The following is a 22,297-nucleotide window of genomic DNA, read 5'->3' on the forward strand; positions in this document are numbered from 1 at the left end:
GCACGGCCCGCACAGTAATCGGGTGAGTTGCCTTGCCGCGATGAAGTGGGGCGATGGTGCGCCGGGGCTGCATGTGAAGGGCTGCGAGACGCATCGGGACGGCAAATGGTGGTATTACGCCTGATGGTTGCTTGCTGAAGCTGCGGGGTGGTGGCACAGTCATGCCGTCAACACCCGGCAGTCCGGTGAGTGTACAGTCTCACGGGTGCTGTCGGTAGTCTCTTTTGCGTTCGTCGACGCGGTCAACGTTTTGTTGATCGCTGTGCTGGTAACGCTGAGGGTGCTGGCAGGTCAAGAAGCTTACCGCGGAACGGCATTCGCTCTCTTGGCTGGCGATTGGCTGGCCGTACTGGGTCTGTCTATCGTTGTTGCCGTCTTCTTCGGCAGATTCACGTCTCTCGTGACAGCTGTCTTGGAATCTCCCGCCTTTGGGTGGTTGTTCATCGTAATCGGAGGTATCGGTCTGGTTATGGTGATTCGCGGATCAGACATGTATCCGACCGCAAAGCGGGTGGTTGGATATACGACTGGTTCTCGGTGGAATTCATTTCGGGCAGGCCTTGTACTTGGTTTTGTGCAGTCGGTGACTTCGGCTCCATTTTTTGGTGGCCTGATGGTTCTCAATGGTCTGGATTTGGATCCTGCCTATGCCGTTGTGGTGCTGGTTCTATATGCAACCGTGGCGCTCTCCGTGCCCGTCGTCTTTGGTTTTTCCCTCGCCTTTCGATGGTCGAGGGGAAATGGCGCGGCGAGGGCGGAGGAATTACCGGGTTGTGAAGAAGTCGAAGACGCCGAAAATACGGAAGGCGCTGCACGTCGATTCGTGATCGTCTGTACGTGGGGTGCGCCGTTCATGCTGATCGCACTGGGGGCCGTGCACCTCGTTAGCGGTTAACCTCGGTCGTTCATCGGTGATCGAATGGCGAGGTGAGCGTCGCTCACGACAGCCGGTCGGCGTACGCCTCGGCGGCGCGTTCGGCGGCGTCGGCCACGATCTCCAGGCGGGGGACCAGGTACGTGTCGGCGGCCTCGTCGGTCAGCGGGCTGCCGTCGGGCATGGTCGCGGTGCCGAAGGACTCGGTGTAGAAGTCGATGATCTGCTCGATCGCGTCGCTGGTGGCACTGGAGTAGAAGTCGCCCTCGCCGGTGGAGCAGACCACGTCGGCCTCCATGCCGGTGAGCACGAGCCCGCGGTAGGCGGGGGTGAGCGTGGCCGTGGTGTCGTACTCCCTCATGTCCTTGGTGATCTCGACGTCGATCGCGTAGCCGTCGAGCGTGAACTGCGTGAGCTTGGACTGGCACTCCTTGGCCCGCTGCACGTAGGCGGCCGTGTCGGCCTGGGAGTATTGGCCGATCGCGATGGCGACGCCGGTCGCGGTGATCACCGCGCCGAAGATCGCGCCGAGAATGGTGAGAATGAAGCGGCGTCGCGCACTGCGTGGATCGACGTGCTGAAGGTCGGGCACGGCGGCCTCCTTTCCGACGCCGACAGACGGCGGTCTCGGGGCTTCTCTCGTAGGTCGCCGTCGCAGGCCGCGCGCTCAGGCGGCCGGCGCGGTGGCCGAGATGGTCAGGCGCACGTCGTCGGCCACCTTCACCGTCCCCATCATCAACGAGAACGGCTTGATCCCGAAGTCGGTCTGGGTGACTGTTGCTTCGCAGGTGAAGTGGGCACCGTCCTGGCGGACGGTGATCGGGTGCGGGCGGGTGACGCCGTGCACGGTGAGGTCGCCGTCGACCGCGTAGACGTCGCCGTCGCGGGTCACCCCGGTGGAGACGTAGGTGATGGTCGGGTGCTTCTTCACCTCCAGCGACTTGAGGGCGTTGCTGCGGGCGATGCCGGGCTCGGCGCCGGTCCACGGGGCGATGCCGCCTTCGCCCTTGAGGACGGTGAGGGAGTCGACGTCGACGGTGAGGGTCACCGCGACCGGCCGACCGTCGTCCACGGACACCTGGGCCGTCCACTTCTTCATGGCGATCGTCAGCTTGTGGCCGGTGCGCGCGGCGCGGCCGGCTGTCCCGGTGTGCAGGAGGAGCTCGCCGTCGTCGTCGGTCAGTGTCCAGGAATCGCTCATGCCACCACCCTCGCATCCCGGCCCGCGGGTCGCCCCGTTATTCCTCGGTTTTGACCTGCGGCGGCCGGGTCCAGTAGATTAGTCCGCTGGTGCATGACCTCGTCGTCAGCCCCGGGTCTCTACTGGTCGCCGGGAATCAGCTGTGTCAGTGCATTGTGACCGGCAGAAGTACATCAAACAGTGAGGACTACTGTGTCTACCTACAGCCCGAAGGCCGGTGACATCACCCGCACGTGGCATGTCATCGACGCCAGCGATGTGGTGCTCGGCCGCCTCGCCGTGGAGGCAGCGACGCTGCTCCGTGGCAAGCACAAGCCGACGTACGCCCCCCATATGGATACCGGCGACTACGTCATCATCATCAACGCCGAAAAGGTCGCTATCAGCGGCAACAAGGCCACCGATAAGAAGATCTACCACCACTCGGGTCACCCGGGCGGCCTGAAGTCCCGCACCGTGGGTGAGGTCCTCGCGACCCGTCCGGATCGTCTGGTGGAGAAGGCCGTCAAGGGCATGATCCCGAAGAACAAGCTCGGCGATCAGATCGCCTCGAAGCTGAAGGTCTACGCAGGCCCGAACCATCCCCACGCGGCGCAGCACCCCGCGCCCTTCGAGATCAAGCAGGTGGCCCAGTGACCAACGAAGACGTGAACAACGAGGTCGAGGTCGTGGACGAGGAGATCGTCCTGGAAGACGGGACCTACACCACTGAGTCCGACGACGCCGAGGCCACCGAGGTCGTTTCGCGCGGCCCGGTCGTCTTCGACCGCGCCATCCAGACCGTCGGCCGCCGCAAGGAGGCCGTCGTGCGCGTGCGCGTGCTGCCCGGCAACGGCGAGTTCAAGCTGAACGGCCGCACCCTGGAGGAGTACTTCCCCAACAAGGTGCACCAGCAGCTGGTCAAGTCGCCGCTGGTGGCCGTCGAGCGCCCCGATGTCTTCGACATCCAGGCCAACCTCGTCGGTGGCGGCCCCTCGGGCCAGGCCGGCGCCATGCGTCTGGCCATCGCCCGCGCTCTGATCGAGGTCAGCCCCGAGGATCGTCCGACCCTCAAGAAGGCCGGCTTCCTCACCCGTGACGCGCGTGCTGTCGAGCGCAAGAAGTACGGCCTGAAGAAGGCCCGTAAGGCTTCGCAGTACAGCAAGCGCTAAATGGCACGCCTTTTCGGCACCGACGGCGTCCGGGGCCGGGCCAACGATCAGCTCACTGCAGAGCTGGCGTTGGGCCTGGCCTCGGCCGCCGTTTGCGTTCTCGGTGCAGACGCTCTCGCCGCGCCCGGCTCGACCCGCCCCCGCGTGGTGGTCGGTCGTGACCCGCGAGCGTCCGGAGAATTCCTGGAAGCAGCCCTGTGCGCCGGCCTCGCCGCCGCAGGCGCCGACGCGATCCGGGTCGGCGTGGTGCCGACCCCCGCGGTCGCCTTCCTGACCGCCGAATACGCGGCGGACTTCGGCGTGATGATCTCCGCCTCCCACAATCCGATGCCCGACAACGGCATCAAGTTCTTCGCCGCCGGCGGACACAAGCTCGGCGACGACGTCGAGGACGCCATCGAGGCCGCCATGTCGGCCCCGCAGCCGCGTCCCGTCGGCGCCGACGTCGGCCGTCTGGTCGACGCACCCGACGCCGTCGACCGGTACCTGGAACACCTCGTCGCGTCCGGCGGCAGCCACCTCGACGGCCTGACCCTGGTGGTCGACTGCGCGAACGGTGCGGCCTCGCAGGTCGGCCCGCGCGCCTACGAAGCGGCCGGCGCGCGCGTCATCGCGATCCACTCCGATCCCGACGGCCTCAACATCAACGACGACTGCGGTTCCACGCACCTGGGGAACCTGCAGCGCGCGGTGCTCGAACACGGCGCCGACCTGGGCCTGGCGCACGACGGCGACGCCGACCGCTGCCTGGCCGTGGACTCCACCGGCGCGGTGGTCGACGGCGACCAGATCATGGCGATCCTCGCGCTCGCGATGCACGAACGCGGCGCCCTCACCGACGACGTCCTCGTCGCCACCGTGATGAGCAACCTCGGTCTGCACCTGGCGATGAAGGAAGCCGGTATCGGCCTCCGGATCACCGGGGTGGGCGACCGGTACGTCCTCGAAGAGCTGCGCGCCGGCGGCTACGCCCTCGGCGGCGAGCAGTCCGGCCACATCGTGATCCCCGGCTCCGGCACCACCGGCGACGGTGTGCTGACCGGCCTTCTGCTGGCTCGGCGCGTCGCGGAAACGGGTCGTCGTCTGGCCGACCTGGCGTCGGTCATGACGATCCTCCCGCAGGTGCTGATCAACGTGCCGGTGAGCGACAAGCACCAGGTCGCCGTCGACCGCACCGTCGAAGTGGCGGTGGCCGAGGCGGAACTCGAACTCGAAGGCAGCGGCCGGATTCTGCTGCGACCGTCGGGCACCGAGCAGTTGGTGCGCGTGATGGTGGAGGCCACCACGGCCGACGCCGCGCAGGCCATCGCCGAGCGCGTCGCCGCCGTCGTCGCCGCCGTCTGAGTTCGCTCACTTCCTCGTCGCCCCGCCGACCGCGTGGCGAGTCGCGACCCTGTTCACGGGTCGCCGAAGGGGCTCCGCGAGCGACGCGTCAACAGGGTCGCGACACGCGGGGAGGGGCGGATCGGCGTGTCGGGGAACCGGAACGACGGGGCGTGCGTCTAACCAGACATGACCGAAGATGTGCGGCTCGACGCCGCGGGCCTGGACCGACTCATCGCACGACAGCACGCTGTGGCGCAGACCCTGGCCGCGTGCGCGCAGCGGTTGGCGCTGCGGCCCGACTGGGCGCAGTCGCCCGCGCACCGGGAGGCCGCGGCCGCGCTGGACCAGCGGCTGGACCACATCGTCGAGCGCCTGACGGCGGCCAGTGCCGGGGCGGCCGGGCTCGCCGAACGGATCGGCAGCCACGCTGCGGCGGTGGTGCAGGCGGATCGGGAGTCGGTCGGTGAACCCGATTGAGCTGTTCCTGGAGTTGCTGCGCCAGTGGCGCGACCGCGGCGCGGTGACCTTCGACGACGACGCCGTGCACGCCCCGCACGCCGCGGTCAGTGCCTTCGACCTGGACGCCTTCGGGCAGCTGGCCGACACCCTCCGTCGCCAGTCCGGCACCCTCCACGACGCCGTGAGCGCACTGACCGACGTCGGCGCCGAGGTGCCGCAGAGCTGGACCGGCTCGGCGGCCACGGCACTGCAGACGGCGGCGAGCCGACTGGCCGTCGACCTGGTGCCCACCGCGGAGGCGGTCGCGCGCCATGCCGCCTCGGCGACCGCGGCGCGGGACGTGCTGAGCGGAGTGCTCGACGACTACCGGACCACGATGTCCGCGGCGACCGATCCGCTGGCCGCCGGACTGGCCCTGCCGGAGGCGCGTGCCGAGCTGAACGCCCGCCTGGAACTGGCGGCGGAGGCGGGGCGCGCGGCGTCGGCGGCCGTGGACGACAGCATCGCCGTGCTGGGCGACGAATGGCGCTCGGCGTGGGACCTCTCTGGGGGCGAACTGGTGCTGGCGGGTGATCGGTGAGCACGCAGGCCCGATTGGAGGAGATCGGCGCCCGGGCGCGGGCCCAACTGGCCGCGGCCCGGGGCGCGTACCGTCGTTCCGCGCCGCCCGCGTCGCCCGCGCCGGTGGTCGTCGACGAACCCGAATCGCTACCGCGACTGATGGTGCCGGTGGAACTGGATAGGGTAGGACCGTGTTCGGGAAGAAGAAGGTCGTAGCGCCCCCGCCGGACGAGCTGATGAAGCTCCTGGCTCGCCGCGGACCGCACAAGGTCAACCGCGGCGATCTGGGCATCGTCGGACTGGCCGGCCAGGTCTTCGCACCCACCGAGGGCAAGGACCTGCCCGCCGTCGCCTTCGCGCACGGCTGGATGCGCAGCTCCAAGTCGTACCGCGACCTCCTTTTCCACCTCGCTTCCTGGGGCATCGTGGTGGCCGCACCCGATTCCGAGCGCGGTCCGCTGGCCTCCGACATCGAGCTCGCCACCGACCTGCGCGCGGCGCTGACGGTGTGCTCCGGCGTCCAGTTGGGCGCGCCCGGTCGGGTGTCGGTCAGCGCCGAGCGCCTCGGCCTGGTGGGCCACGGCTTCGGCGCGGCGGCGGCCGTGCGCGCTGCCGCCGATCGCACCCTGCTGGGGCGGCCGCCGATCCCGGTGCGCGCCCTGGTGCCGCTGTTCCCGGCGCCGACCGCCGCCGACCTGCGGGTCGACGCGGCGAAGGTCACCGCCCCCGCGTTGCTCGTGGCGGCCGACGATGCGCTCGATTCGATGACCGGCAACGCCGTGGAACTGACCGAACTTCTCGGCGGCGACGTGGTTTTGCGCACACTGGCCGGCGTGAGCGCCAACGACCTGCTGGAGAACCCGACCGTGAAGGGCTTCCTCGGCGTCAACGGTGCCGACCGCAAGGTGCACGCAGCGGTTCGGGCGCAGGTCACCGGCTACCTGCTGTACCGGCTGGCCGGCGAGGAACAGTACGCCGCGTTCGCCGACCCGGAGACCTCGATGGGGGCCGCGCAGGTCCTCGAGGAGAGCAAGGTCCGTCGTGCCGACGCCGATCACTTCGCCCAACTCCTGGGCAACCCCGCCTACAAGCCCGACGACGACGCCAGCAAGCGGAGGCTGCCCGCGCTCGGCAGGTAAACTCGCCCACCATGTGCGGAATCGTCGGATATGTGGGGCAGCGTCAGGCACTGGACGTCGTGGTTGAGGCCCTGCGACGGATGGAATACCGAGGCTACGATTCTGCGGGCGTGGCCATCGTCGACGGCGCCGGACACCTCGCGGTGGAGAAGAAGGCCGGTCGCCTGGAGAACCTGGAGAAGCTGATCGCCGAGGTGGGCCCGGACCAGCTCGCCGGTGCCACCGGTATCGGCCACACCCGGTGGGCCACGCACGGCAAGCCCACCGATCGCAACGCCCACCCGCACCGCAGCCTGGACGGCAAGTTCGCCGTGGTGCACAACGGGATCATCGAGAACTATGCGCCGCTGCGCGCCGAACTCGAGGACGTCGGCGTCGAATTCGAGTCGGACACCGACACCGAGACCGCCGTGCACCTGCTGCAGCGCGAATACGCCTCCGGCACGCACGCCGGCGACTTCGTGGCCAGCGCGTACGCCACCCTCCGACGCCTCGAAGGCGCTTTCACCGTCGTCTTCACCTCGGCCGACGACCCGGGCATCCTGGTGGCCGCCCGCCGGTCGACGCCGCTGGTGGTGGGCGTGGGCGACGGCGAGATGTTCCTCGCCTCGGACGTGACCGCGTTCATCGAGCACACCCGCAACGCCGTCGAACTCGGCCAGGACGAGGTGGTGGTGATCACCGCCGACTCCTACGAGGTGACCGACTTCGACGGCCATCCGACCGGCGGCACCCCGTTCCACATCGACTGGGATCTGGCCGCCGCCGAGAAGGGCGGCTTCGACTACTTCATGCTCAAGGAGATCGCCGAGCAGCCCGAGGCGCTGGCGAACACGCTCCTGGGGCACCTGGAGAACGGACGGATCGTGCTCGACGAGCAGCGCCTGTCCGACCAGGACCTCCGCGACGTCGACAAGGTCTTCGTCGTGGCCTGCGGCACCGCCTACAACGCGGGCATGATCGCCAAATACGCCATCGAGCACTGGACCCGACTGCCCGTCGAGGTGGAGCTGGCCAGCGAGTTCCGCTACCGCGACCCGGTGCTCGACCGGTCGACGCTGGTGGTGGCGATCAGCCAGTCCGGCGAGACCGCCGACACCCTGGAAGCGGTGCGCCACGCCAAGGATCAGAAGGCCCGCGTGCTGGCCATCTGCAACACCAACGGCGCCCAGATCCCGCGCGAGTCCGACGCCGTGCTCTACACGCACGCCGGTCCCGAGATCGGCGTCGCGTCCACCAAGTGCTTCCTCGCCCAGATCGCCGCCTCCTACATGGTGGGACTGGCCTTGGCGCAGGCCGTCGGCACCAAATACCCCGACGAAGTGGTGCGCGAGTTCCGGGCGCTCGAGGAGACCCCGGCCGCCGTCGAGAAGGTTCTCGAGCAGATGGAGCCGGTGCGCGAGCTGGCCCGCCAGTACGCCGCCAGCGACACCGTGCTGTTCCTGGGCCGCCACGTCGGCTACCCGGTGGCCCTCGAGGGCGCGCTCAAGCTCAAGGAACTCGCCTACATCCACGCCGAGGGCTTCGCCGCCGGCGAGCTCAAGCACGGCCCGATCGCCCTCATCGAGGACGGTCTGCCGGTGATCGTCGTGATGCCCTCGCCGGAGGGGCGCGCCGTGCTGCACTCCAAGATGATCAGCAACGTCCGTGAGATCCAGGCCCGCGGTGCTCGCACCATCATGATCGCCGAGCCGGGCGACGAGGCCTCCCGGGCCATCGCCGACCACTTCATTCCGATCCCGCACACCCCGACCCTGCTGCAGCCGCTGGTGTCCACGGTGCCGCTGCAGGTGTTCGCGGCGACGGTGGCGCAGGAGCGCGGCTACGACGTCGACAAGCCGCGCAACCTCGCGAAGTCCGTCACGGTGGAGTAGGGCCGTGCCGGTCTATTACTGCACCGCCGACGAGGTCCGGGCGGCCGAAGCGGCCACCGGTGATCTGCTGACCGGCGGCACCCTGATGGCGCGCGCCGCCCACGGCGTGGCGCAGGCGGTGCTGACCGAGCTGCGCGGCACCGGCGGCTGCTACGGCCGGTCGGTGGGTCTGGTGATCGGCGCGGGCAACAACGGCGGCGACGCCCTGTACGCCGGGGCCGAACTCCGACGCCGCGGCGTCGCGGTGACCGCGGTGCTGCTGGCGCCGGACCAGACGCACGAGGGCGGACTGGCCGCGCTGCGTCGCGCGGGCGGCCGCATCGTCGCGAGCCTGCCCGCCGGGCTCGACGCGGTGGTCGACGGCGTGGTCGGCATCGGCGGACGCGGTCCGCTGCGGCCGGCCGCCACCGCGGTCTTCGCCGCCCTCGACCCGAGCACCACGGTGGTGGCCGTCGACCTGCCGTCCGGCGTGGACGCCGACACCGGTGTGATCCACAGCCCCGCGGTGCGCGCCGACGTCACGGTGACCTTCGGCGTCCTCCGGCGCGCCCACCTGCTGGCCGCCGAGCAGTGCGGACGCGTCACCGTGATCGACATCGGCCTCGGCGCCGCGGGCGACGGCTCGGTGGCCGCGCTCACCGACGCCGACGTGGCCGCGGCCTGGCCCGTGCCCGGTCCGCACGACGACAAGTACACCCAGGGCGTGGTCGGCATCGTGGCCGGCTCGCAGCAGTATCCGGGCGCGGCCGTGCTGTGCACCGGTGGCGCCGTGGCCGCGACCTCCGGCATGACGCGTTTCGTCGGCACCGCCGCACCGCAGGTGGTGGCGCATCGACCCGAGGTGGTGGCCGTCGAGAAGTTCGACGACGCCGGGCGCGTGCAGGCGTGGGTGGTCGGGCCGGGCCTCGGCGTAGACGAGAAGGCCGAGGCCACGGTGGAGCGCGTGGTCGCCGCCGACGTTCCGGTGCTGGTGGACGCGGACGGGCTCACCGTCCTCGCGCGTCGCCCCGACCTGCTGTCCGGGCGCACCGCACCGACGCTGCTGACCCCGCACGCCGGGGAGTTCGCGCGCCTGGCCGGTGCTCCGGTCGGATCCGATCGTTTGACGGCGACGCGGGAGCTCGCCGCACAGCTGGGGGCGACGGTACTGCTCAAGGGCCGGATCACGCTGGTCGCCGACCCGGCCGGGCAGGTGTACGGCAACGATGCGGGCTCGTCGTGGGCGGCCACCGCGGGCGCCGGGGACGTGCTGTCCGGGATCGCCGGTGCGCTGCTGGCGGCCGGGCGCTCGCCGCTGGTGGCCGGTGCGGCCGCCGCGCGCGTGCACGCCCGCGCAGCGCAGACCGCCGCGCGCGGTGTCCCGATCGGCGCCTCCGACCTGCTCGGCGCGGTCCCTACGGCGCTGCGGGACCTGCTGGTGGACGAACGGGGAGCGACGGGAGTGCAACGGACATGACGACCACGGAACTGCCCGCGCTGGCGGCGACCGTCGACCTGGCGGCGATCGGGCACAACGTGCGCGTGGTGACCGAACGCGCCGGCGCCCCGGTGATCGCGGTGGTCAAGGCCGACGGCTACGGCCACGGCGCGGCACCGGTGGCTCGGGCGGCGCTCGCGGCCGGTGCCGCCGAACTGGGCGTCGCGCACCTGACCGAGGCGTTGGCCCTGCGGGCCGCCGGCCTGGATGCGCACATCACTTCTTGGCTGCACACCCCGAGCACCGACTTCGCCGCGGGCATCGCCGCCGATATCGACCTCGCCGTCTCCTCGCCCCGCCAACTGGCGGCGGTGATCGCGGCGGCCCGCGCCGCGGGCGTCACGGCGACGGTGACCACCAAGGTCGACACCGGGCTCAATCGCAGCGGGATCGCCGCGGCCGAGTGGGACGAGACCGCGGACCTGCTGGCGGCGGCGCAAGCCGACGGCGCCGTCCGCCTGCGGGCGATGATGTGCCACTTGGTCTTCGGTGACGAGCCCGAGCATCCGATGAACTCGCTGCAGGCGCAGCGCCTGGACGAGGCCGCGGCAGACCTGAAGCGCCGCAACGTGATTCCCGACGTGCTGCACCTGGCCAACTCGCCGGCCGCGCTCACCCGCCCGGACCTGGCCCGCGACCTGGTGCGGCCCGGCCTCGCCCTGTACGGCTGCTCGCCGATCCCGGACCGCGGCGACTTCGGTCTGGTCCCGGCGATGACCCTCAGCGCCGAGGTGGCGTTGGTGAAGAAAGTCGATGCGGGACAAGGCGTTTCGTACAGCCACACCTGGATCGCACCGCAGGACACGATCGTCGCCGTGCTGCCCGCGGGCTACGCCGACGGCGTGCCGCGCCTGCTGTCGGGCCGCTTCGAGGTGTCGATCAACGGCCGCCGGTTCCCCGGCGTGGGCCGTATCTGCATGGACCAGCTGGTGGTGAACCTCGGCCCGGACGGCGGCGGGGTCGCCGAAGGCGATCGCGCGATCCTGTTCGGTGCCGACGTCCCGGGCGAGCCCGCGATGCCGAAGGCCGTCGACTGGGCCGAACGCATCGACACCATCGACTACGAGATCATCTCCGGTATCCGCGGTCGCGCGCAGCGCCGCTACGTGAACGACCCGAGCGAGGAGGCCAAGTGAGTCGCCCAGACGAGCAGTCGACGGGCTCCGACGATCCGATCGCCGGTGACACGCAGAAGAACCCGGCGACGACGGCCGCCCGCGAGAAGGCGGGCTGGGCGTCCGGTCTGCGCGACGTCGGATCGCTGGGCGCCACGCTCGGCGGCAACGTGCGGCGTACCCGGCGGCGCAAGAAGACCGGCACCGCGGTGGACCCGTACGCCGACGTCGACTTCAAGACCATCTACGACGACGAATCGTCGACGGTCATCGTCGACGACGGCGTCGCCCTCGCCGTGCGCACCCACGTCACCGGACCGGCGAACGGTCTTGCTCCCGAACTGACGGTGATCTTCGTCCACGGCTTCACGCTGCGGATGGCGGGCTGGCACTTCCAGCGCTACCAGCTGGCCCAACGCTGGGCGCAGCGGCGCGTGCGGATGGTCTTCTACGACCAGCGCGGCCACGGCCGCAGCGATCCGTCGTCGGCGGCCAGCTCGTCGATCGCGCAGCTCGGCGAGGACCTCGCCGCGGTGATCCGCGCGGTGGCCCCCACCGGACCGGTGGTGCTGGTGGGCCATTCCATGGGCGGCATGACGATCATGGCGCTGGCGCGGGCGCACCCGGACCTGTTCGGGCACAAGGGCCGGGTCACCGGCGTCGCGCTGGTCTCCACCGCGGCCCGCGGCATCACCGAGGCCGGTCTGGGGGAGGGCCTCAACAATCCGGTGGTCGACGCCCTGCGCGTCTCAGTCCGCTACTTCCCGCGACTGGTGCAGGCCGGTCGCGGCATCACCCGCCAAGCCGTGGAACCTGTGCTGGTGGCTGCGAGCTTCGGTCCGGACTTCTACAGTCCCGCCGCCGGACACGCGGTGGAGTCGATGATCCAGAACACTTCCATCTCGACGATGGTCAACTTCCTGCACGCGCTGGAAAGCCACGACGAGTCCACGGCGCTGCCGGTCCTGGCGCAGGTGCCGTCGGTGGTGATGTGCGGCGACATCGACCGCCTGACGCCGCTGCCGAACTCGCTGCGCATGTTCACCGCGCTCGGCGACGACTCGCGGCTGCGCGTGGGCGAGGGCTGCGGTCACATGCTGCCGATGGAGGCGCCGGATCTGGTCACCGAGGGCATCGACGATCTGGTGCAGCGCTCCCGCCGCGCACCGGCGCGGCCCAAGATGCGCTGGTACTGGGGCGCGCGATGAACGTCGGGGACGCGATGAATATCGGGGCGCGGGGCGACGCCGGCACGCTCGAACTGCCCGAGGTGGCCGACACCGAAGCCTTCGGCGCCGCGTTGGCCACGCTGCTGCGCGCCGGTGACCTGGTGATCCTCGACGGACCGCTCGGCGCGGGCAAGACGGCCCTGACCCGCGGGTTGGCGGCCGGGCTCGGCGTGGGCGGACGCGTGTCGTCGCCGACGTTCATCATCGCCCGCGCCCATCCGCCCGGCGGGCCGGACCGGCCGGGCCTGATCCACGTCGACGCCTACCGGCTCGGCGGGCTCGACGACCTCGACGCCCTCGACCTGGATACCGACCTGGACGAGTCGGTGGTGGTGGTCGAATGGGGCGAAGGTGTGGCCGAACGACTGGTCGACGAATATCTGTTGGTGCGACTGCGCCGCGACGACCTCAGCGAGGTGCGGCAGGTGAGCTGGGAATGGGTGCGCAATGACTGAACCGCAACGACTGGTGCTCGCGCTGGACACCGCCACCCCCGCGGTGGTGGTCGGCGTGGTGGCCGTGACCGACGACGGCCCGGCGACTCTCGCCGAGCAGGTGGTGCACGACCACCGGCGGCACGCCGAGATGCTGACCACCCTGATGCAGCAGGTGCTGGCCGACAGCGGTTGTCGCGGAGCCGATCTCACCGACGTGGTGGTGGGCTGCGGCCCCGGGCCGTTCACCGGGCTGCGGGTCGGCATGGCCACCGCCGCGGCCTACGCCGATGCCTTGAGCATTCCGGCCTACGGGGTCTGCTCGCTCGACGCGATCGCCGCCGCGCATGCCGCGACCCCCTCAGACACGGAAGATCCGACCGAGGCCGATCCGGCCGGCGAGGTGCTGGTGGTGACCGACGCCCGACGCCGCGAGGTGTACTGGGCGCGCTACCGCGACGGGGAGCGTCTCGTCGGCCCCGAGGTGACCGCCCCGGACGCGGTGGACACCGGGGAGGCGACCGTCGTGGCCGGCACGCCGGGATTCACCGACCGGTACGAGCTGCCCGTGTCGTCGGCCACGGTGCCGACGGCGGCGGCGCTGGTGGCCGTCGCCGATCTCGCGGCGCCCCCGGCCGAGCTGACACCGCTCTACCTGCGGCGACCGGACGCCGTGGAGCTCAAGGACCAGCGCCGCAAGTCGCTGCTGTGATCGTCGACGCCCTCACGCCCCGCGACCTGCCGCGGTGCGCCGACCTCGAAGCCGAACTCTTCGCCGGCGACTCGCCGTGGCCGTTGAGCGGCTTCGTCAGCGAGCTCGCGGCGTCGTACAACCACTACTTCGCGCTGCGCACCGAGCCGGACGCCCCGGTGGTGGGCTACGCCGGAATCTCGGTGCTCGGCCCGCCCGGCGGGCACGAATGCGAGGTGCACACCATCGCCGTCGACCCGGACCATCGCGGGCGGGGTTCGGGTCGGGCCCTGCTCGATGCGCTGCTGGAAGTTGCCGATGCCGCGTCCGCGCCGGTATTTCTGGAGGTGCGCACCGACAACGCCGTGGCGATCTCGCTCTACGAACGCAGCGGCTTCGCGGTGGCCGGGGTGCGTCGCAACTACTATCAGCCGTCCGGCGCCGACGCCTACACCATGGTGCGGCCCGCGGCTGCGGAGGTGAACCAGTCGTGATCGTGATGGGCATCGAGAGCTCCTGCGACGAGACCGGCGTCGGCGTCGTCTCCTGGGACGGCGAGGCCGCCACGCTGCTGGCCGACGAAGTGGCCTCCAGTCAGGCCGAGCACGCGCGCTACGGCGGCGTGGTCCCGGAAGTGGCCTCGCGCGCGCACCTGGAGGCGATGGTGCCGACCATGACGCGCGCCCGCGAAGCGGCCGGCATCGACCGGCCCGACGCGATCGCGGTGACCATCGGACCCGGCCTGGCCGGCGCTCTCCTGGTGGGCGTGGCCGCGGCCAAGGCCTACGCGCTGGCCTGGGATGTGCCGCTGTACGCGGTGAACCACCTCGGCGGGCACGTGGCCGTCGACACCCTGGAGCACGGGCCGATGCCGTCGGCGGTGGCGCTGCTGGTCTCCGGCGGCCACACGCACCTGCTCGGCATCGACGCACTGGCCACGCCGATCGACGAACTCGGCACCACCATCGACGACGCCGCCGGCGAGGCCTTCGACAAGGTGGCCCGCCTGCTCGACATGGGCTACCCGGGCGGACCGGCGATCGACGTCGCCGCCCGCGACGGCGACCCGCACGCCATCGCCTTCCCGCGCGGACTGACCGGTCCGCGGGATGCGGCCTACGACTTCTCCTTCTCCGGGCTCAAGACCGCCGTCGCCCGCTACGTGGAGGGCGAGGTCCGGGCCGGCCGCGAGGTGAGCGTCCCCGACGTCGCGGCGTCGTTCCAGGAGGCCGTCGCCGACGTCCTCACCGCCAAGGCCATGCGGGCGGTCGCCGAGCGCGGCGTCGACACGCTGGTGCTCGGCGGCGGCGCCACCGCGAACTCGCGAATCCGTTCGCTCGCGCAGGAGCGTGCCGACGCCGCCGGTGTGCAACTGCGAGTGCCTGCGCCACGCCTGTGCACCGACAACGGCGTCATGGTCGCCACCCTCGGCGCGCACGTGATCGGCGGCGGAGCGCCGCCGTCGCCCCTCACGGTGGCCACCGATCCGGGGATGTCGGTGCAGGTCAGCAAGCTCTGACCGGGTCCCGCGAGGTTCGACGACGGTAAGGGTTGAAGCGCTGGCACTCTCATGGGTAGAGTGCTAGTCGGTACTGGATCACCGCCGCGGCACCCGCGACGACGCGGCAACCGACTCCAGCCGATCACTCTTCAGCAGTTTTACGAGATGAGAAGGACTGACATCGTGGCAGGCGTGAACATCAAGCCGCTTGAGGACAAGATCCTTATTCAGGCCATCGAGGCCGAGACGACCACCCCTTCGGGCCTGGTCATTCCGGATTCGGCCAAGGAGAAGCCCCAGGAGGGCAAGGTCATCGCAGTGGGCCCCGGCCGCTGGGACGAAGACGGCGACAAGCGGATCCCGCTGGACGTCGCTGAGGGCGACACCGTCATCTACAGCAAGTACGGCGGCACCGAGATCAACTACAACGGTCAGGCCTACCTGATCCTGTCGGCGCGCGACATCCTCGCCGTCGTCAGCTGAGCTGACTCAGAAGCTGCGTCAGCTGAGCTGACCTCTTAGACCACTCCGCCCCGGCAGGCCTCTCGGCCCGCCGGGGCGGAGTCGTTGTCGCAGTTGGCTTTTCGGAGTCCCCGGTCGTCAGGAGGCGAGGTATCGGGCCGGCTCCCGGCGGCGGATCAGATTGCGTTCGTGCTCGGACAGTCCGCCCCAGATCCCGTAGATCTCGTCCACCGACAGCGCGTGCGAGCGGCACTGCTCGATCACCGGGCACGCGCCGCAGATCTTCTTGGCCTGTCGTTCGCGTTGGAGTCGGGCATGGCCGCGCTCGCCCTCGGGATGGAAGAACACGGACGAGTCGAGGCCCCGGCACCCGCCTTCGCGCTGCCAATCCCAGAAGTCGGCGTTGGGCCCGGGCAGTCGGTCTGCGGTGATGGTCACGGCTGTTCCTTCTCTCGATACGGCTGGGTGCATCGCTCACGCTAGGGCGGACGTTCCCGGCCCGTCAAACCGCTTGAAAACCCGGGTTGAACTGCATTTTTGCGCCCAGGTGAACAACCGGTGCGGCTCCTGCGGTTTCGTCGCCGCGAAGTAACAGCGGGTAAACATGAGGTGGCCGTAGACCCGGGTGCGACGACGAGAAGTCACCGAGTGTTACCCCTGGGGAAACTGATGAGAAGAGGACGATGAGGCGCGAGCCGACCGGAGTGCAGGCGTGGCAGCACGCCGTCGAACTGGGAGCGCAGGGGCGGGCCGCCGCGGCCCGCCGGGTGCTGGCCACGGTGGTCGACGACCCGCGCACCGCGCCCGCGGTGGTCTCACTCGCGCACAGCACGCGGGCTTCGCTGCTGCGGCAGGCCGGCGGTCACGGGGTGGCGCGGATCGGCGACGGCCGCGCGTGCCTGCTGGCCGTCGACGCGACCGCGGCAGCGAGCGAATCGGAGTGGCTGCACGCCGCGTGGCTCGACGGCCTGATCGGCCTGGCCGCCGACAACCTCGGGCTCGGCGACTTCGCCGCGTCCCGGCGACTGCTGGACCGCGCCGCCGCGCACGCTGCCGCGCAGCCGCGCAACGACGGCGCCGACTGGCGCACCGCGCCCCGCACCGCGCTGCGGTTGTCGTGGGTGCGCTGCGAATGGGGCCTCTACTCCGGGCGGATGGACGTCGCCCGCGCCGCGGCCGCGCGCTCGGCCGACCTGGTCGCCGTCGTCCCGTCGCCCCGCCATCGCATCAAGACCGCGCTGATCGGCGCCGCCGTCGCGGCGGCCGACGGGGACGTCGAGGCTGCCGCGACGGCCGGTCGCGGCGTCTTCGTCGACGCCGGTGAGCATGGATTCTTGCCGTTGCAATGGGCCGCCGCGGCGTTGCTGGCGGGGGTGGACGGAGCCCCGGAATATCAGTCTGAACTGGGAGTTCTCCGCGATCGGCTGGCCCGCCGCGGCATGCCCTTCGCGCCCTTGTCCTCGGACGAGCGGCACGGCCGATAGGGTGGCTTGGTGACCTGTCGAACCGTGCTGCCCGCCGCCGCGCGAGCCCGTCGGATCGACGATGTAACACTTCGACCACGACGTGACGATGAAACTGACAGGTGAGGCGTTGGACCGCATGGTCCGGGAAGCGGTGGCTGGGGACCGCGCGGCGCTGAGCTCAGTGCTCGAGAGCGTGCGGGAACCGGTCCTGCGCTACTGCCGAGCACGGGTAGGTGCCGGCGAACGACACCTATTCTCCGCTGACGACGTTGCGCAGGAGGTGTTGATGGCCGTCATGACCGCCGTACCCAAGTACGAAGACCAGGGACGTCCGTTCATGGCCTTCGTGTACGGCATCGCCTCGCACAAGGTCGCCGACGCCATGCGCTCGGCCTCCCGCGTCAAAGCCGACCCCGTGGACGTCCTTCCGGAGACCGTCGACTTCTCGTCCGGTCCGGAACAGCAAGCGCTCGACAACGACGCCGGTCGCCGCATGGGTGAGCTGCTCGACCAGCTCCCCGAGAAACAGCGCGAGATCCTGGTGCTCCGCCTGGTGGTCGGACTGTCGGCCGAAGAGACCGCCGAGATGATCGGCAGCACGCCCGGAGCAGTGCGCGTGGCCCAGCACCGCGCGCTCACGAAGTTGAAGAAGATCATTGCCGCGGGAGGTGGCCGATGAACGCGCACGACCCGTCGGTCGACATCAGTGCCGTCCACCACGACGACGAATTCCTGCAGGCGCTCATCGAAGGCACCGCGCTGCCCGGCGACGGCCCGGTGGACCCGGCCGAAGCCGAACTCGGCGCCCTGCTGTTCGCGTGGCGCACCGAGGTGCTCGCCGTGCCGATGCCGGCCGAGCCCACGCTCGAGGACGTCGAGCAAGCCGTCGCCGACACCGACAACGACCGCAAGCGTCAAGCCGTGTCGCGGCACCTGCGGATGATCTCCGGTGCCGCCGCCATCACCGCGGTCGCTGCTGCCGGTCTGTTGGTGCTGTCGGAGAACTCGCAGCCCGGCGACCCGCTGTGGAACGTGAAGAAGGTGGTCTTCGCCGACGAGGCCCAGCAGACGCAGGCCGCGTTCGACGTGCAGAACGGCCTCGAGCGGGCCGAGACCGCACTGTCGGAGGGGGAGATCAGCGATGCATCTGATCTCGTCGATCAGGCGGAGCGGGAACTGGAGTCCGTGCAGGACGCGGACACTCGCACGCGCATGCAGCAGTGGATCGCCCGACTTCGCAGCAGTGAGGCTCTCGCCAAGGACCCGGCTCCCAGTACGCCGCGGCCGTCGACCCCGTCGACCGATCCGGCCACCCCGCCCGCGGAGGCGTCGGAATCGACGTCGGTGACCGTTACGGTGACGCCGTCGGTGCCGCCGACCTCGCCGGAGCCGCCGCCCTCGTCGTCGACACCGCCGTCTTCGTCGTCGGCAACGGCCTCGACGACGGCGTCCGGCAGTTCGAGCGTGTCGTCGAGCAGCGTTTCCAGCACGGTCCCGAAGAACTGACCCCGAAGGACTGACTCAAGCCTCAACGCGAACCGGCGCCGACTGTGAAGTCGGCGCCGGTTTCGTCGGTGAGATGAGCGTCAGCGGCGGTCGCGGAAGATCGCGTGCGCGTCGGCGAAGCCGCGGCAGTAGTCCCACGTGACGTAGTCCTCGGGGCGAGGATCCATTGCGGGTTCGTGCGGACGGACCGAGCCGTCGAGCAGCAGTTGGTGCAGGCTGGCGCGCAGCATGTCCCAGTCGTGGAAGTGATCTTCCCGACAGTCCTCGCAGATCACGACGAGCCCGCGGATGCCGCGGGGCGCGAGGAGGCGTTCGTAGACTTCGAGGTCGACCAGATCCTCGCGGACCGCTTCGCGCTCATGATCATCAAGCGGCACAGCGGGTTCGAGCGCATCGAGCGCGGCGGCCGGGTCACTCGGATCGTCGGCGAACGGGTCCGGCGGCATGCCGGGAGGGAAGTGGTCGTGCACGCCTCCACCGTAGCCGATCGGGGCCGGTCGGCGCTCCTTCTGGCGTGGACCCGGTCACCGGCGGGAGCCGTTCGGGAACCCTGTCGATACGATAGAGCGATGACCCCCGTACGCACTGGTGGAGATGATCCCAACAAGGTCGCGATGCTCGGCCTGACCTTCGACGATGTCCTGTTGCTCCCGGCCGCGTCCGACGTGGTCCCGAACAAGGTCGACACGTCCTCGCAACTGACCCGGGAGATCACGCTGCGCGTGCCCCTGGTGAGTTCGGCGATGGACACCGTCACCGAATCCCGGATGGCCATCGCGATGGCCCGCGCCGGCGGCATGGGCGTGCTGCACCGCAACCTGTCGATCGAGGCGCAGGCCGCGTCGGTCGAGACGGTGAAGCGGTCCGAGGCAGGCATGGTGACCGATCCGGTGACCTGCAGCCCCGAGAACACCCTCGCCGAGGTCGACGCCATGTGCGCGCGGTTCCGGATCTCCGGCCTGCCGGTGGTCGACGACGCCGGTGCGCTGATCGGCATCATCACTAACCGCGACATGCGCTTCGAGCACGACCAGTCGCGTCCGGTCTCCGAGGTGATGACCCCGGCGCCGCTGGTCACCGCGCAGGAGGGCGTCTCCGCCGAGGCCGCGCTGGGGCTGCTACGTCGCCACAAGATCGAGAAGCTGCCGATCGTCGACGGCAACGGTCGCCTCACCGGGCTGATCACCGTCAAGGACTTCGTCAAGACCGAGCAGCACCCGGACGCCACCAAGGACGCCGACGGGCGCCTGCTGGTCGGCGCCGCGGTGGGCGCGGGCGACGAGGCGTGGACGCGGGCCATGACCCTGTCCGAGGCCGGCGTCGACGTCCTGGTGGTCGACAGTGCGCACGGCCACTCGCGCGGCGTGCTGGAGATGATCAGCAAGCTCAAGGCCGAGATCGGCGATCGCGTGCAGCTGATCGGCGGCAATGTCGCCACCCGCGGCGGCGCGCAGGCGCTGATCGACGCCGGTGTGGACGCGGTCAAGGTGGGCGTCGGGCCCGGCTCGATCTGCACCACCCGCGTGGTCGCCGGTGTCGGCGCCCCGCAGATCACCGCGATCCTGGAAGCGTGCGCCGCGGCGCAGGCGGCCGGCGTGCCGGTGGTGGCCGACGGCGGCCTGCAGTACTCGGGCGACGTCGCCAAGGCCCTCGCCGCCGGTGCGTCGACCGCCATGCTCGGTTCGCTCCTGGCCGGTACCGCCGAGTCGCCGGGCGAACTGATCCTGGTGAACGGCAAGCAGTTCAAGAGCTACCGCGGCATGGGCTCGCTCGGGGCCATGCAGGGCCGCGGGCAGGGCAAGTCGTACTCCAAGGACCGCTACTTCCAGGACGACGTGCTGGCCGAGGACAAGCTGGTGCCCGAGGGCATCGAGGGACGCGTGCCGTTCCGCGGTCCGCTGAACCAGGTGATCCACCAGCTGACCGGCGGCCTGCGGGCGGCCATGGGCTACACCGGTGCTCAGACGATCGCCGAGCTGCAGCAGGCCCAGTTCGTTCAGATCACCGCGGCCGGACTCAAGGAGTCCCACCCGCACGATGTGACACTCACGGCCGAAGCGCCGAATTACTACACTCGCTAAGCAGCGAAGAAGAAAGGCGCCCCTCGTGCGTGACCTCGTGGAATTCGGCATGGGCCGGACTGCTCGTCGGACCTATGAACTCGACGACATCTCGATCGTTCCGTCCCGGCGGACCCGTTCGTCCAAGGACGTGTCGACGGCCTGGCAGATCGATGCCTACCGGTTCGAAACCCCGATCCTCAACCATCCGACCGATGCCATCGGCTCGCCGGCGACGGTGATCGAGCTCGGGCGCCTGGGTGCGCTCGGCGTGCTCAACGGCGAGGGCCTGTGGGCCCGCCACGACGACGTCGAGGCCAAGCTCGCCGAGTTGCTGGAGATCGCCGACCGCAACGACGACCCGTCGGCCGCGGTGGCCTTCCTGCAGGAGCTGCACCGCGCACCGGTGCGGCCGGAACTGCTCGCGGGCGCCGTCGAGCAGGTGCGGGCCGCCGGTGTCACCACCGCCGTCCGCGTCAGCCCGCAGCACGCGCCCGAGGTGACCCCGGCGCTGCTGGAGGCCGGTGTGGAGATCCTCGTGGTGCACGGCACCATCATCTCCGCCGAGCACGTGACGCTGGTGGACCGCGGAACGGAAGAGGGGCTCGTCGCCGAGCCGCTGAACCTCAAGACCTTCATCTCCGACCTGGACATCCCCGTCATCGCCGGCGGCGTGCAGGATCACCGCACCGCGCTGCACCTCATGCGGACCGGTGCGGCCGGTGTGATCGTCGGCTACGGCTCCGCCGAAGGTGCGACGACCACCAACGAGGTGCTCGGCATCGGCGTGCCGATGGCCACCGCCATCGCCGACGCCGCCGCGGCGCGTCGGGACTACCTGGACGAGACCGGCGGCCGGTACGTGCACGTGATCGCCGACGGCGACCTGCACACCTCCGGCGACATCGCCAAGGCGCTGGCCTGTGGCGCCGACGCGGTCTCGCTCGGCACCCCGCTGGCCGCCGCCGACGAGGCCCCGGGCAAGGGTTGGTACTGGCCGTCGGCGGCCGCCCACCCGGACACCCCGCGCGGCGCGCTGCTGCAGGTGGCGCCGCCGGAAGGCCGGGCCTCGCTCGAGCGCGTCCTGACCGGCCCGTCCGACGACCCGGACGGCCTGCTTAACCTGATCGGCGCCCTGCGTCGTTCCATGGCGAAGGCCGGCTACAGCGACCTCAAGGAGTTCCAGAAGGTGGGCCTCTCCGTCCGCGCCTGATCCGTCCGCACACGCTCCCCGTGCGGTCCGCTCCCTGAACTTGTCGAAGGGTGTGCGACCGGCCCGGGGAGCGTGTGCATTTCGGCTTCTGCCCTTCGACTGGCTCAGGAGGCGAGCAAGGCTAGGGTGAGCGCGTGGAAGAACTGATCGACGAAGCCTTCTCCTGGGTGGCGCTGAGTTTCGAGTTGCTCGGGGCGGTCACGATGGTGGTCGGCGCGATGGTCGCTATCGCGCTCGGTATGCGGGCGGCGCTGCGCGGACAGCCCGGCAGCGATGCGTTCGGCGTGATCCGCCGGACGCTCGGCGGGGCCATCCTGCTGGGCCTGGAGGTGCTCGTCGCCGCCGACCTGGTTCGGACCATCACGTCCAAGCCGTCGATGGAGGACGCGCTGATCCTGGGTCTCATCGTGCTGATTCGGAGCGTCTTGTCGCTGTCCATCCAGATCGAGATCGAGGGCGTGCTGCCGTGGCGTCGCGCCCTGCTGACCAGCGGGGCGAGTGTCGTCGCCCGAGAAGTGCGCCGCGACGCGGAGGCGCCCCCTACCGGCAAGTAAGGGC

At 70.4% G+C, this 22,297-nt stretch carries 26 protein-coding genes; 22 read left to right on the top strand and 4 right to left on the bottom strand.

Going from position 1 to position 22,297, the window contains the following annotated elements; all coding sequences use genetic code 11:
- The first annotated feature begins 205 nt into the window (after positions 1-205).
- Positions 206-895 (top strand): sulfite exporter TauE/SafE family protein, encoded by a 690-nt coding sequence (locus MUG78_RS10680; protein ID WP_246994639.1) that lies wholly within the window; start codon positions 206-208, stop codon positions 893-895.
- Positions 896-938: 43 nt separating this feature from the next.
- Here MUG78_RS10680 and MUG78_RS10685 read toward each other — a convergent pair whose 3' ends face one another.
- Positions 939-1,466 carry a hypothetical protein gene (locus MUG78_RS10685; protein ID WP_246994641.1) on the bottom strand — a complete coding sequence of 176 codons (528 nt, stop codon included), beginning with the start codon at positions 1,464-1,466 and terminating at the stop codon, positions 939-941.
- A gap of 75 nt (positions 1,467-1,541) precedes the next feature.
- Complete coding sequence (locus MUG78_RS10690; protein WP_246994643.1) at positions 1,542-2,075, bottom strand: YceI family protein; 534 nt, start codon at positions 2,073-2,075, stop codon at positions 1,542-1,544.
- A gap of 192 nt (positions 2,076-2,267) precedes the next feature.
- On the opposite strand from MUG78_RS10690, the gene rplM reads away from it, so the two are divergent.
- The 15 genes from rplM to groES all read left to right on the top strand — a co-directional run bounded on the left by rplM (position 2,268) and on the right by groES (position 15,515).
- Complete coding sequence (gene rplM / locus MUG78_RS10695; protein ID WP_246994645.1) at positions 2,268-2,711, top strand: 50S ribosomal protein L13; 444 nt, start codon at positions 2,268-2,270, stop codon at positions 2,709-2,711.
- Positions 2,708-3,226 carry a 30S ribosomal protein S9 gene (gene rpsI, locus MUG78_RS10700; protein WP_246994646.1) on the top strand — a complete coding sequence of 173 codons (519 nt, stop codon included), beginning with the start codon at positions 2,708-2,710 and terminating at the stop codon, positions 3,224-3,226. Before rplM ends, rpsI begins: the two co-directional genes overlap by 4 nt.
- Positions 3,227-4,570, top strand: a complete 1,344-nt coding sequence (gene glmM, locus MUG78_RS10705) for a phosphoglucosamine mutase (RefSeq protein ID WP_246994648.1) — start codon at positions 3,227-3,229, stop codon at positions 4,568-4,570. It begins immediately after the preceding gene.
- Positions 4,571-4,738: 168 nt separating this feature from the next.
- The gene (locus MUG78_RS10710) at positions 4,739-5,029 is read left to right on the top strand and encodes a hypothetical protein (RefSeq protein WP_246994650.1); all 291 of its coding nucleotides are present in this window, start codon (positions 4,739-4,741) and stop codon (positions 5,027-5,029) included.
- Positions 5,016-5,591 carry a hypothetical protein gene (locus MUG78_RS10715; protein WP_246994652.1) on the top strand — a complete coding sequence of 192 codons (576 nt, stop codon included), beginning with the start codon at positions 5,016-5,018 and terminating at the stop codon, positions 5,589-5,591. The genes MUG78_RS10710 and MUG78_RS10715 overlap by 14 nt, the downstream gene beginning before the upstream one ends.
- Positions 5,592-5,763: 172 nt before the next feature.
- Positions 5,764-6,711 carry a dienelactone hydrolase family protein gene (locus MUG78_RS10720; protein ID WP_246994654.1) on the top strand — a complete coding sequence of 316 codons (948 nt, stop codon included), beginning with the start codon at positions 5,764-5,766 and terminating at the stop codon, positions 6,709-6,711.
- 11 nt (positions 6,712-6,722) lie between these two features.
- On the top strand, positions 6,723-8,585 hold the full coding sequence (gene glmS, locus MUG78_RS10725) for a glutamine--fructose-6-phosphate transaminase (isomerizing) (RefSeq protein WP_246994655.1): 1,863 nt from the start codon (positions 6,723-6,725) through the stop codon (positions 8,583-8,585).
- Between the two features lie 4 nt (positions 8,586-8,589).
- Positions 8,590-10,041 carry an NAD(P)H-hydrate dehydratase gene (locus tag MUG78_RS10730; RefSeq protein WP_246994657.1) on the top strand — a complete coding sequence of 484 codons (1,452 nt, stop codon included), beginning with the start codon at positions 8,590-8,592 and terminating at the stop codon, positions 10,039-10,041.
- A complete protein-coding gene (gene alr, locus MUG78_RS10735; protein ID WP_246994659.1) occupies positions 10,038-11,198 on the top strand; it encodes an alanine racemase in 1,161 nt (386 codons plus the stop codon). The genes MUG78_RS10730 and alr overlap by 4 nt, the downstream gene beginning before the upstream one ends.
- Before the next feature lie 107 nt (positions 11,199-11,305).
- On the top strand, positions 11,306-12,385 hold the full coding sequence (locus MUG78_RS10740) for an alpha/beta fold hydrolase (RefSeq protein WP_372493289.1): 1,080 nt from the start codon (positions 11,306-11,308) through the stop codon (positions 12,383-12,385).
- Complete coding sequence (gene tsaE, locus MUG78_RS10745) at positions 12,382-12,861, top strand: tRNA (adenosine(37)-N6)-threonylcarbamoyltransferase complex ATPase subunit type 1 TsaE (protein WP_246994661.1); 480 nt, start codon at positions 12,382-12,384, stop codon at positions 12,859-12,861. The genes MUG78_RS10740 and tsaE overlap by 4 nt, the downstream gene beginning before the upstream one ends.
- A complete protein-coding gene (gene tsaB / locus MUG78_RS10750) occupies positions 12,854-13,552 on the top strand; it encodes a tRNA (adenosine(37)-N6)-threonylcarbamoyltransferase complex dimerization subunit type 1 TsaB (RefSeq protein ID WP_246994663.1) in 699 nt (232 codons plus the stop codon). Before tsaE ends, tsaB begins: the two co-directional genes overlap by 8 nt.
- Positions 13,549-14,025: a ribosomal protein S18-alanine N-acetyltransferase gene (gene rimI / locus MUG78_RS10755; RefSeq protein ID WP_246994665.1), complete on the top strand. Its 477-nt coding sequence runs from the start codon at positions 13,549-13,551 to the stop codon at positions 14,023-14,025. Before tsaB ends, rimI begins: the two co-directional genes overlap by 4 nt.
- Positions 14,022-15,050, top strand: coding sequence for a tRNA (adenosine(37)-N6)-threonylcarbamoyltransferase complex transferase subunit TsaD (tsaD, locus tag MUG78_RS10760; RefSeq protein ID WP_246994667.1), 1,029 nt, complete (start codon positions 14,022-14,024; stop codon positions 15,048-15,050). The genes rimI and tsaD overlap by 4 nt, the downstream gene beginning before the upstream one ends.
- 165 nt (positions 15,051-15,215) lie before the next feature.
- Positions 15,216-15,515 (top strand): co-chaperone GroES, encoded by a 300-nt coding sequence (gene groES / locus MUG78_RS10765; protein ID WP_246994669.1) that lies wholly within the window; start codon positions 15,216-15,218, stop codon positions 15,513-15,515.
- Positions 15,516-15,632: 117 nt separating this feature from the next.
- Here groES and MUG78_RS10770 read toward each other — a convergent pair whose 3' ends face one another.
- Complete coding sequence (locus MUG78_RS10770; RefSeq protein WP_246994671.1) at positions 15,633-15,932, bottom strand: WhiB family transcriptional regulator; 300 nt, start codon at positions 15,930-15,932, stop codon at positions 15,633-15,635.
- A gap of 245 nt (positions 15,933-16,177) precedes the next feature.
- Here MUG78_RS10770 and MUG78_RS10775 point away from each other — a divergent pair, with 245 nt between their 5' ends.
- The 3 genes from MUG78_RS10775 to MUG78_RS10785 all read left to right on the top strand — a co-directional run bounded on the left by MUG78_RS10775 (position 16,178) and on the right by MUG78_RS10785 (position 18,466).
- A complete protein-coding gene (locus tag MUG78_RS10775; RefSeq protein ID WP_246994673.1) occupies positions 16,178-16,978 on the top strand; it encodes a hypothetical protein in 801 nt (266 codons plus the stop codon).
- Between the two features lie 88 nt (positions 16,979-17,066).
- Positions 17,067-17,639, top strand: coding sequence for a sigma-70 family RNA polymerase sigma factor (locus MUG78_RS10780; RefSeq protein ID WP_246994675.1), 573 nt, complete (start codon positions 17,067-17,069; stop codon positions 17,637-17,639).
- Entirely contained in the window at positions 17,636-18,466 is an 831-nt protein-coding gene (locus MUG78_RS10785) for an anti-sigma-D factor RsdA (RefSeq protein ID WP_246994677.1), read from the top strand. The genes MUG78_RS10780 and MUG78_RS10785 overlap by 4 nt, the downstream gene beginning before the upstream one ends.
- 80 nt (positions 18,467-18,546) lie before the next feature.
- On the opposite strand, the gene MUG78_RS10790 is transcribed toward MUG78_RS10785, so the two are convergent.
- Positions 18,547-18,936, bottom strand: coding sequence for a DUF5319 domain-containing protein (locus MUG78_RS10790; protein ID WP_246994679.1), 390 nt, complete (start codon positions 18,934-18,936; stop codon positions 18,547-18,549).
- 99 nt (positions 18,937-19,035) lie between these two features.
- On the opposite strand from MUG78_RS10790, the gene guaB reads away from it, so the two are divergent.
- The 3 genes from guaB (at position 19,036) to MUG78_RS10805 (ending at position 22,293) form a co-directional block, all read left to right on the top strand.
- Positions 19,036-20,547, top strand: a complete 1,512-nt coding sequence (guaB, locus tag MUG78_RS10795) for an IMP dehydrogenase (RefSeq protein WP_246994681.1) — start codon at positions 19,036-19,038, stop codon at positions 20,545-20,547.
- A gap of 25 nt (positions 20,548-20,572) precedes the next feature.
- Entirely contained in the window at positions 20,573-21,739 is a 1,167-nt protein-coding gene (locus tag MUG78_RS10800; protein ID WP_246994683.1) for a GuaB3 family IMP dehydrogenase-related protein, read from the top strand.
- Positions 21,740-21,873: 134 nt separating this feature from the next.
- Positions 21,874-22,293, top strand: coding sequence for a DUF1622 domain-containing protein (locus MUG78_RS10805; RefSeq protein WP_246994685.1), 420 nt, complete (start codon positions 21,874-21,876; stop codon positions 22,291-22,293).
- Positions 22,294-22,297: the final 4 nt, after the last annotated feature.

This window comes from Gordonia alkaliphila, assembly GCF_023017165.1.
Classification (GTDB): domain Bacteria; phylum Actinomycetota; class Actinomycetes; order Mycobacteriales; family Mycobacteriaceae; genus Gordonia; species Gordonia alkaliphila.

Excerpts from the sequence above, each read along its gene's own strand:
- MUG78_RS10690 (WP_246994643.1), bottom strand. The coding sequence starts at position 2,075 with ATGAGCGATTCCTGGACACTGACCGACGACGACGGCGAGCTCCTCCTG.
- glmM (WP_246994648.1), top strand. The coding sequence starts at position 3,227 with ATGGCACGCCTTTTCGGCACCGACGGCGTCCGGGGCCGGGCCAACGAT.
- MUG78_RS10710 (WP_246994650.1), top strand. The coding sequence starts at position 4,739 with ATGACCGAAGATGTGCGGCTCGACGCCGCGGGCCTGGACCGACTCATC.
- glmS (WP_246994655.1), top strand. The coding sequence starts at position 6,723 with ATGTGCGGAATCGTCGGATATGTGGGGCAGCGTCAGGCACTGGACGTC.
- alr (WP_246994659.1), top strand. The coding sequence starts at position 10,038 with ATGACGACCACGGAACTGCCCGCGCTGGCGGCGACCGTCGACCTGGCG.
- tsaE (WP_246994661.1), top strand. The coding sequence starts at position 12,382 with ATGAACGTCGGGGACGCGATGAATATCGGGGCGCGGGGCGACGCCGGC.
- tsaB (WP_246994663.1), top strand. The coding sequence starts at position 12,854 with ATGACTGAACCGCAACGACTGGTGCTCGCGCTGGACACCGCCACCCCC.
- MUG78_RS10775 (WP_246994673.1), top strand. The coding sequence starts at position 16,178 with ATGAGGCGCGAGCCGACCGGAGTGCAGGCGTGGCAGCACGCCGTCGAA.
- MUG78_RS10780 (WP_246994675.1), top strand. The coding sequence starts at position 17,067 with ATGAAACTGACAGGTGAGGCGTTGGACCGCATGGTCCGGGAAGCGGTG.
- MUG78_RS10785 (WP_246994677.1), top strand. The coding sequence starts at position 17,636 with ATGAACGCGCACGACCCGTCGGTCGACATCAGTGCCGTCCACCACGAC.
- guaB (WP_246994681.1), top strand. The coding sequence starts at position 19,036 with ATGACCCCCGTACGCACTGGTGGAGATGATCCCAACAAGGTCGCGATG.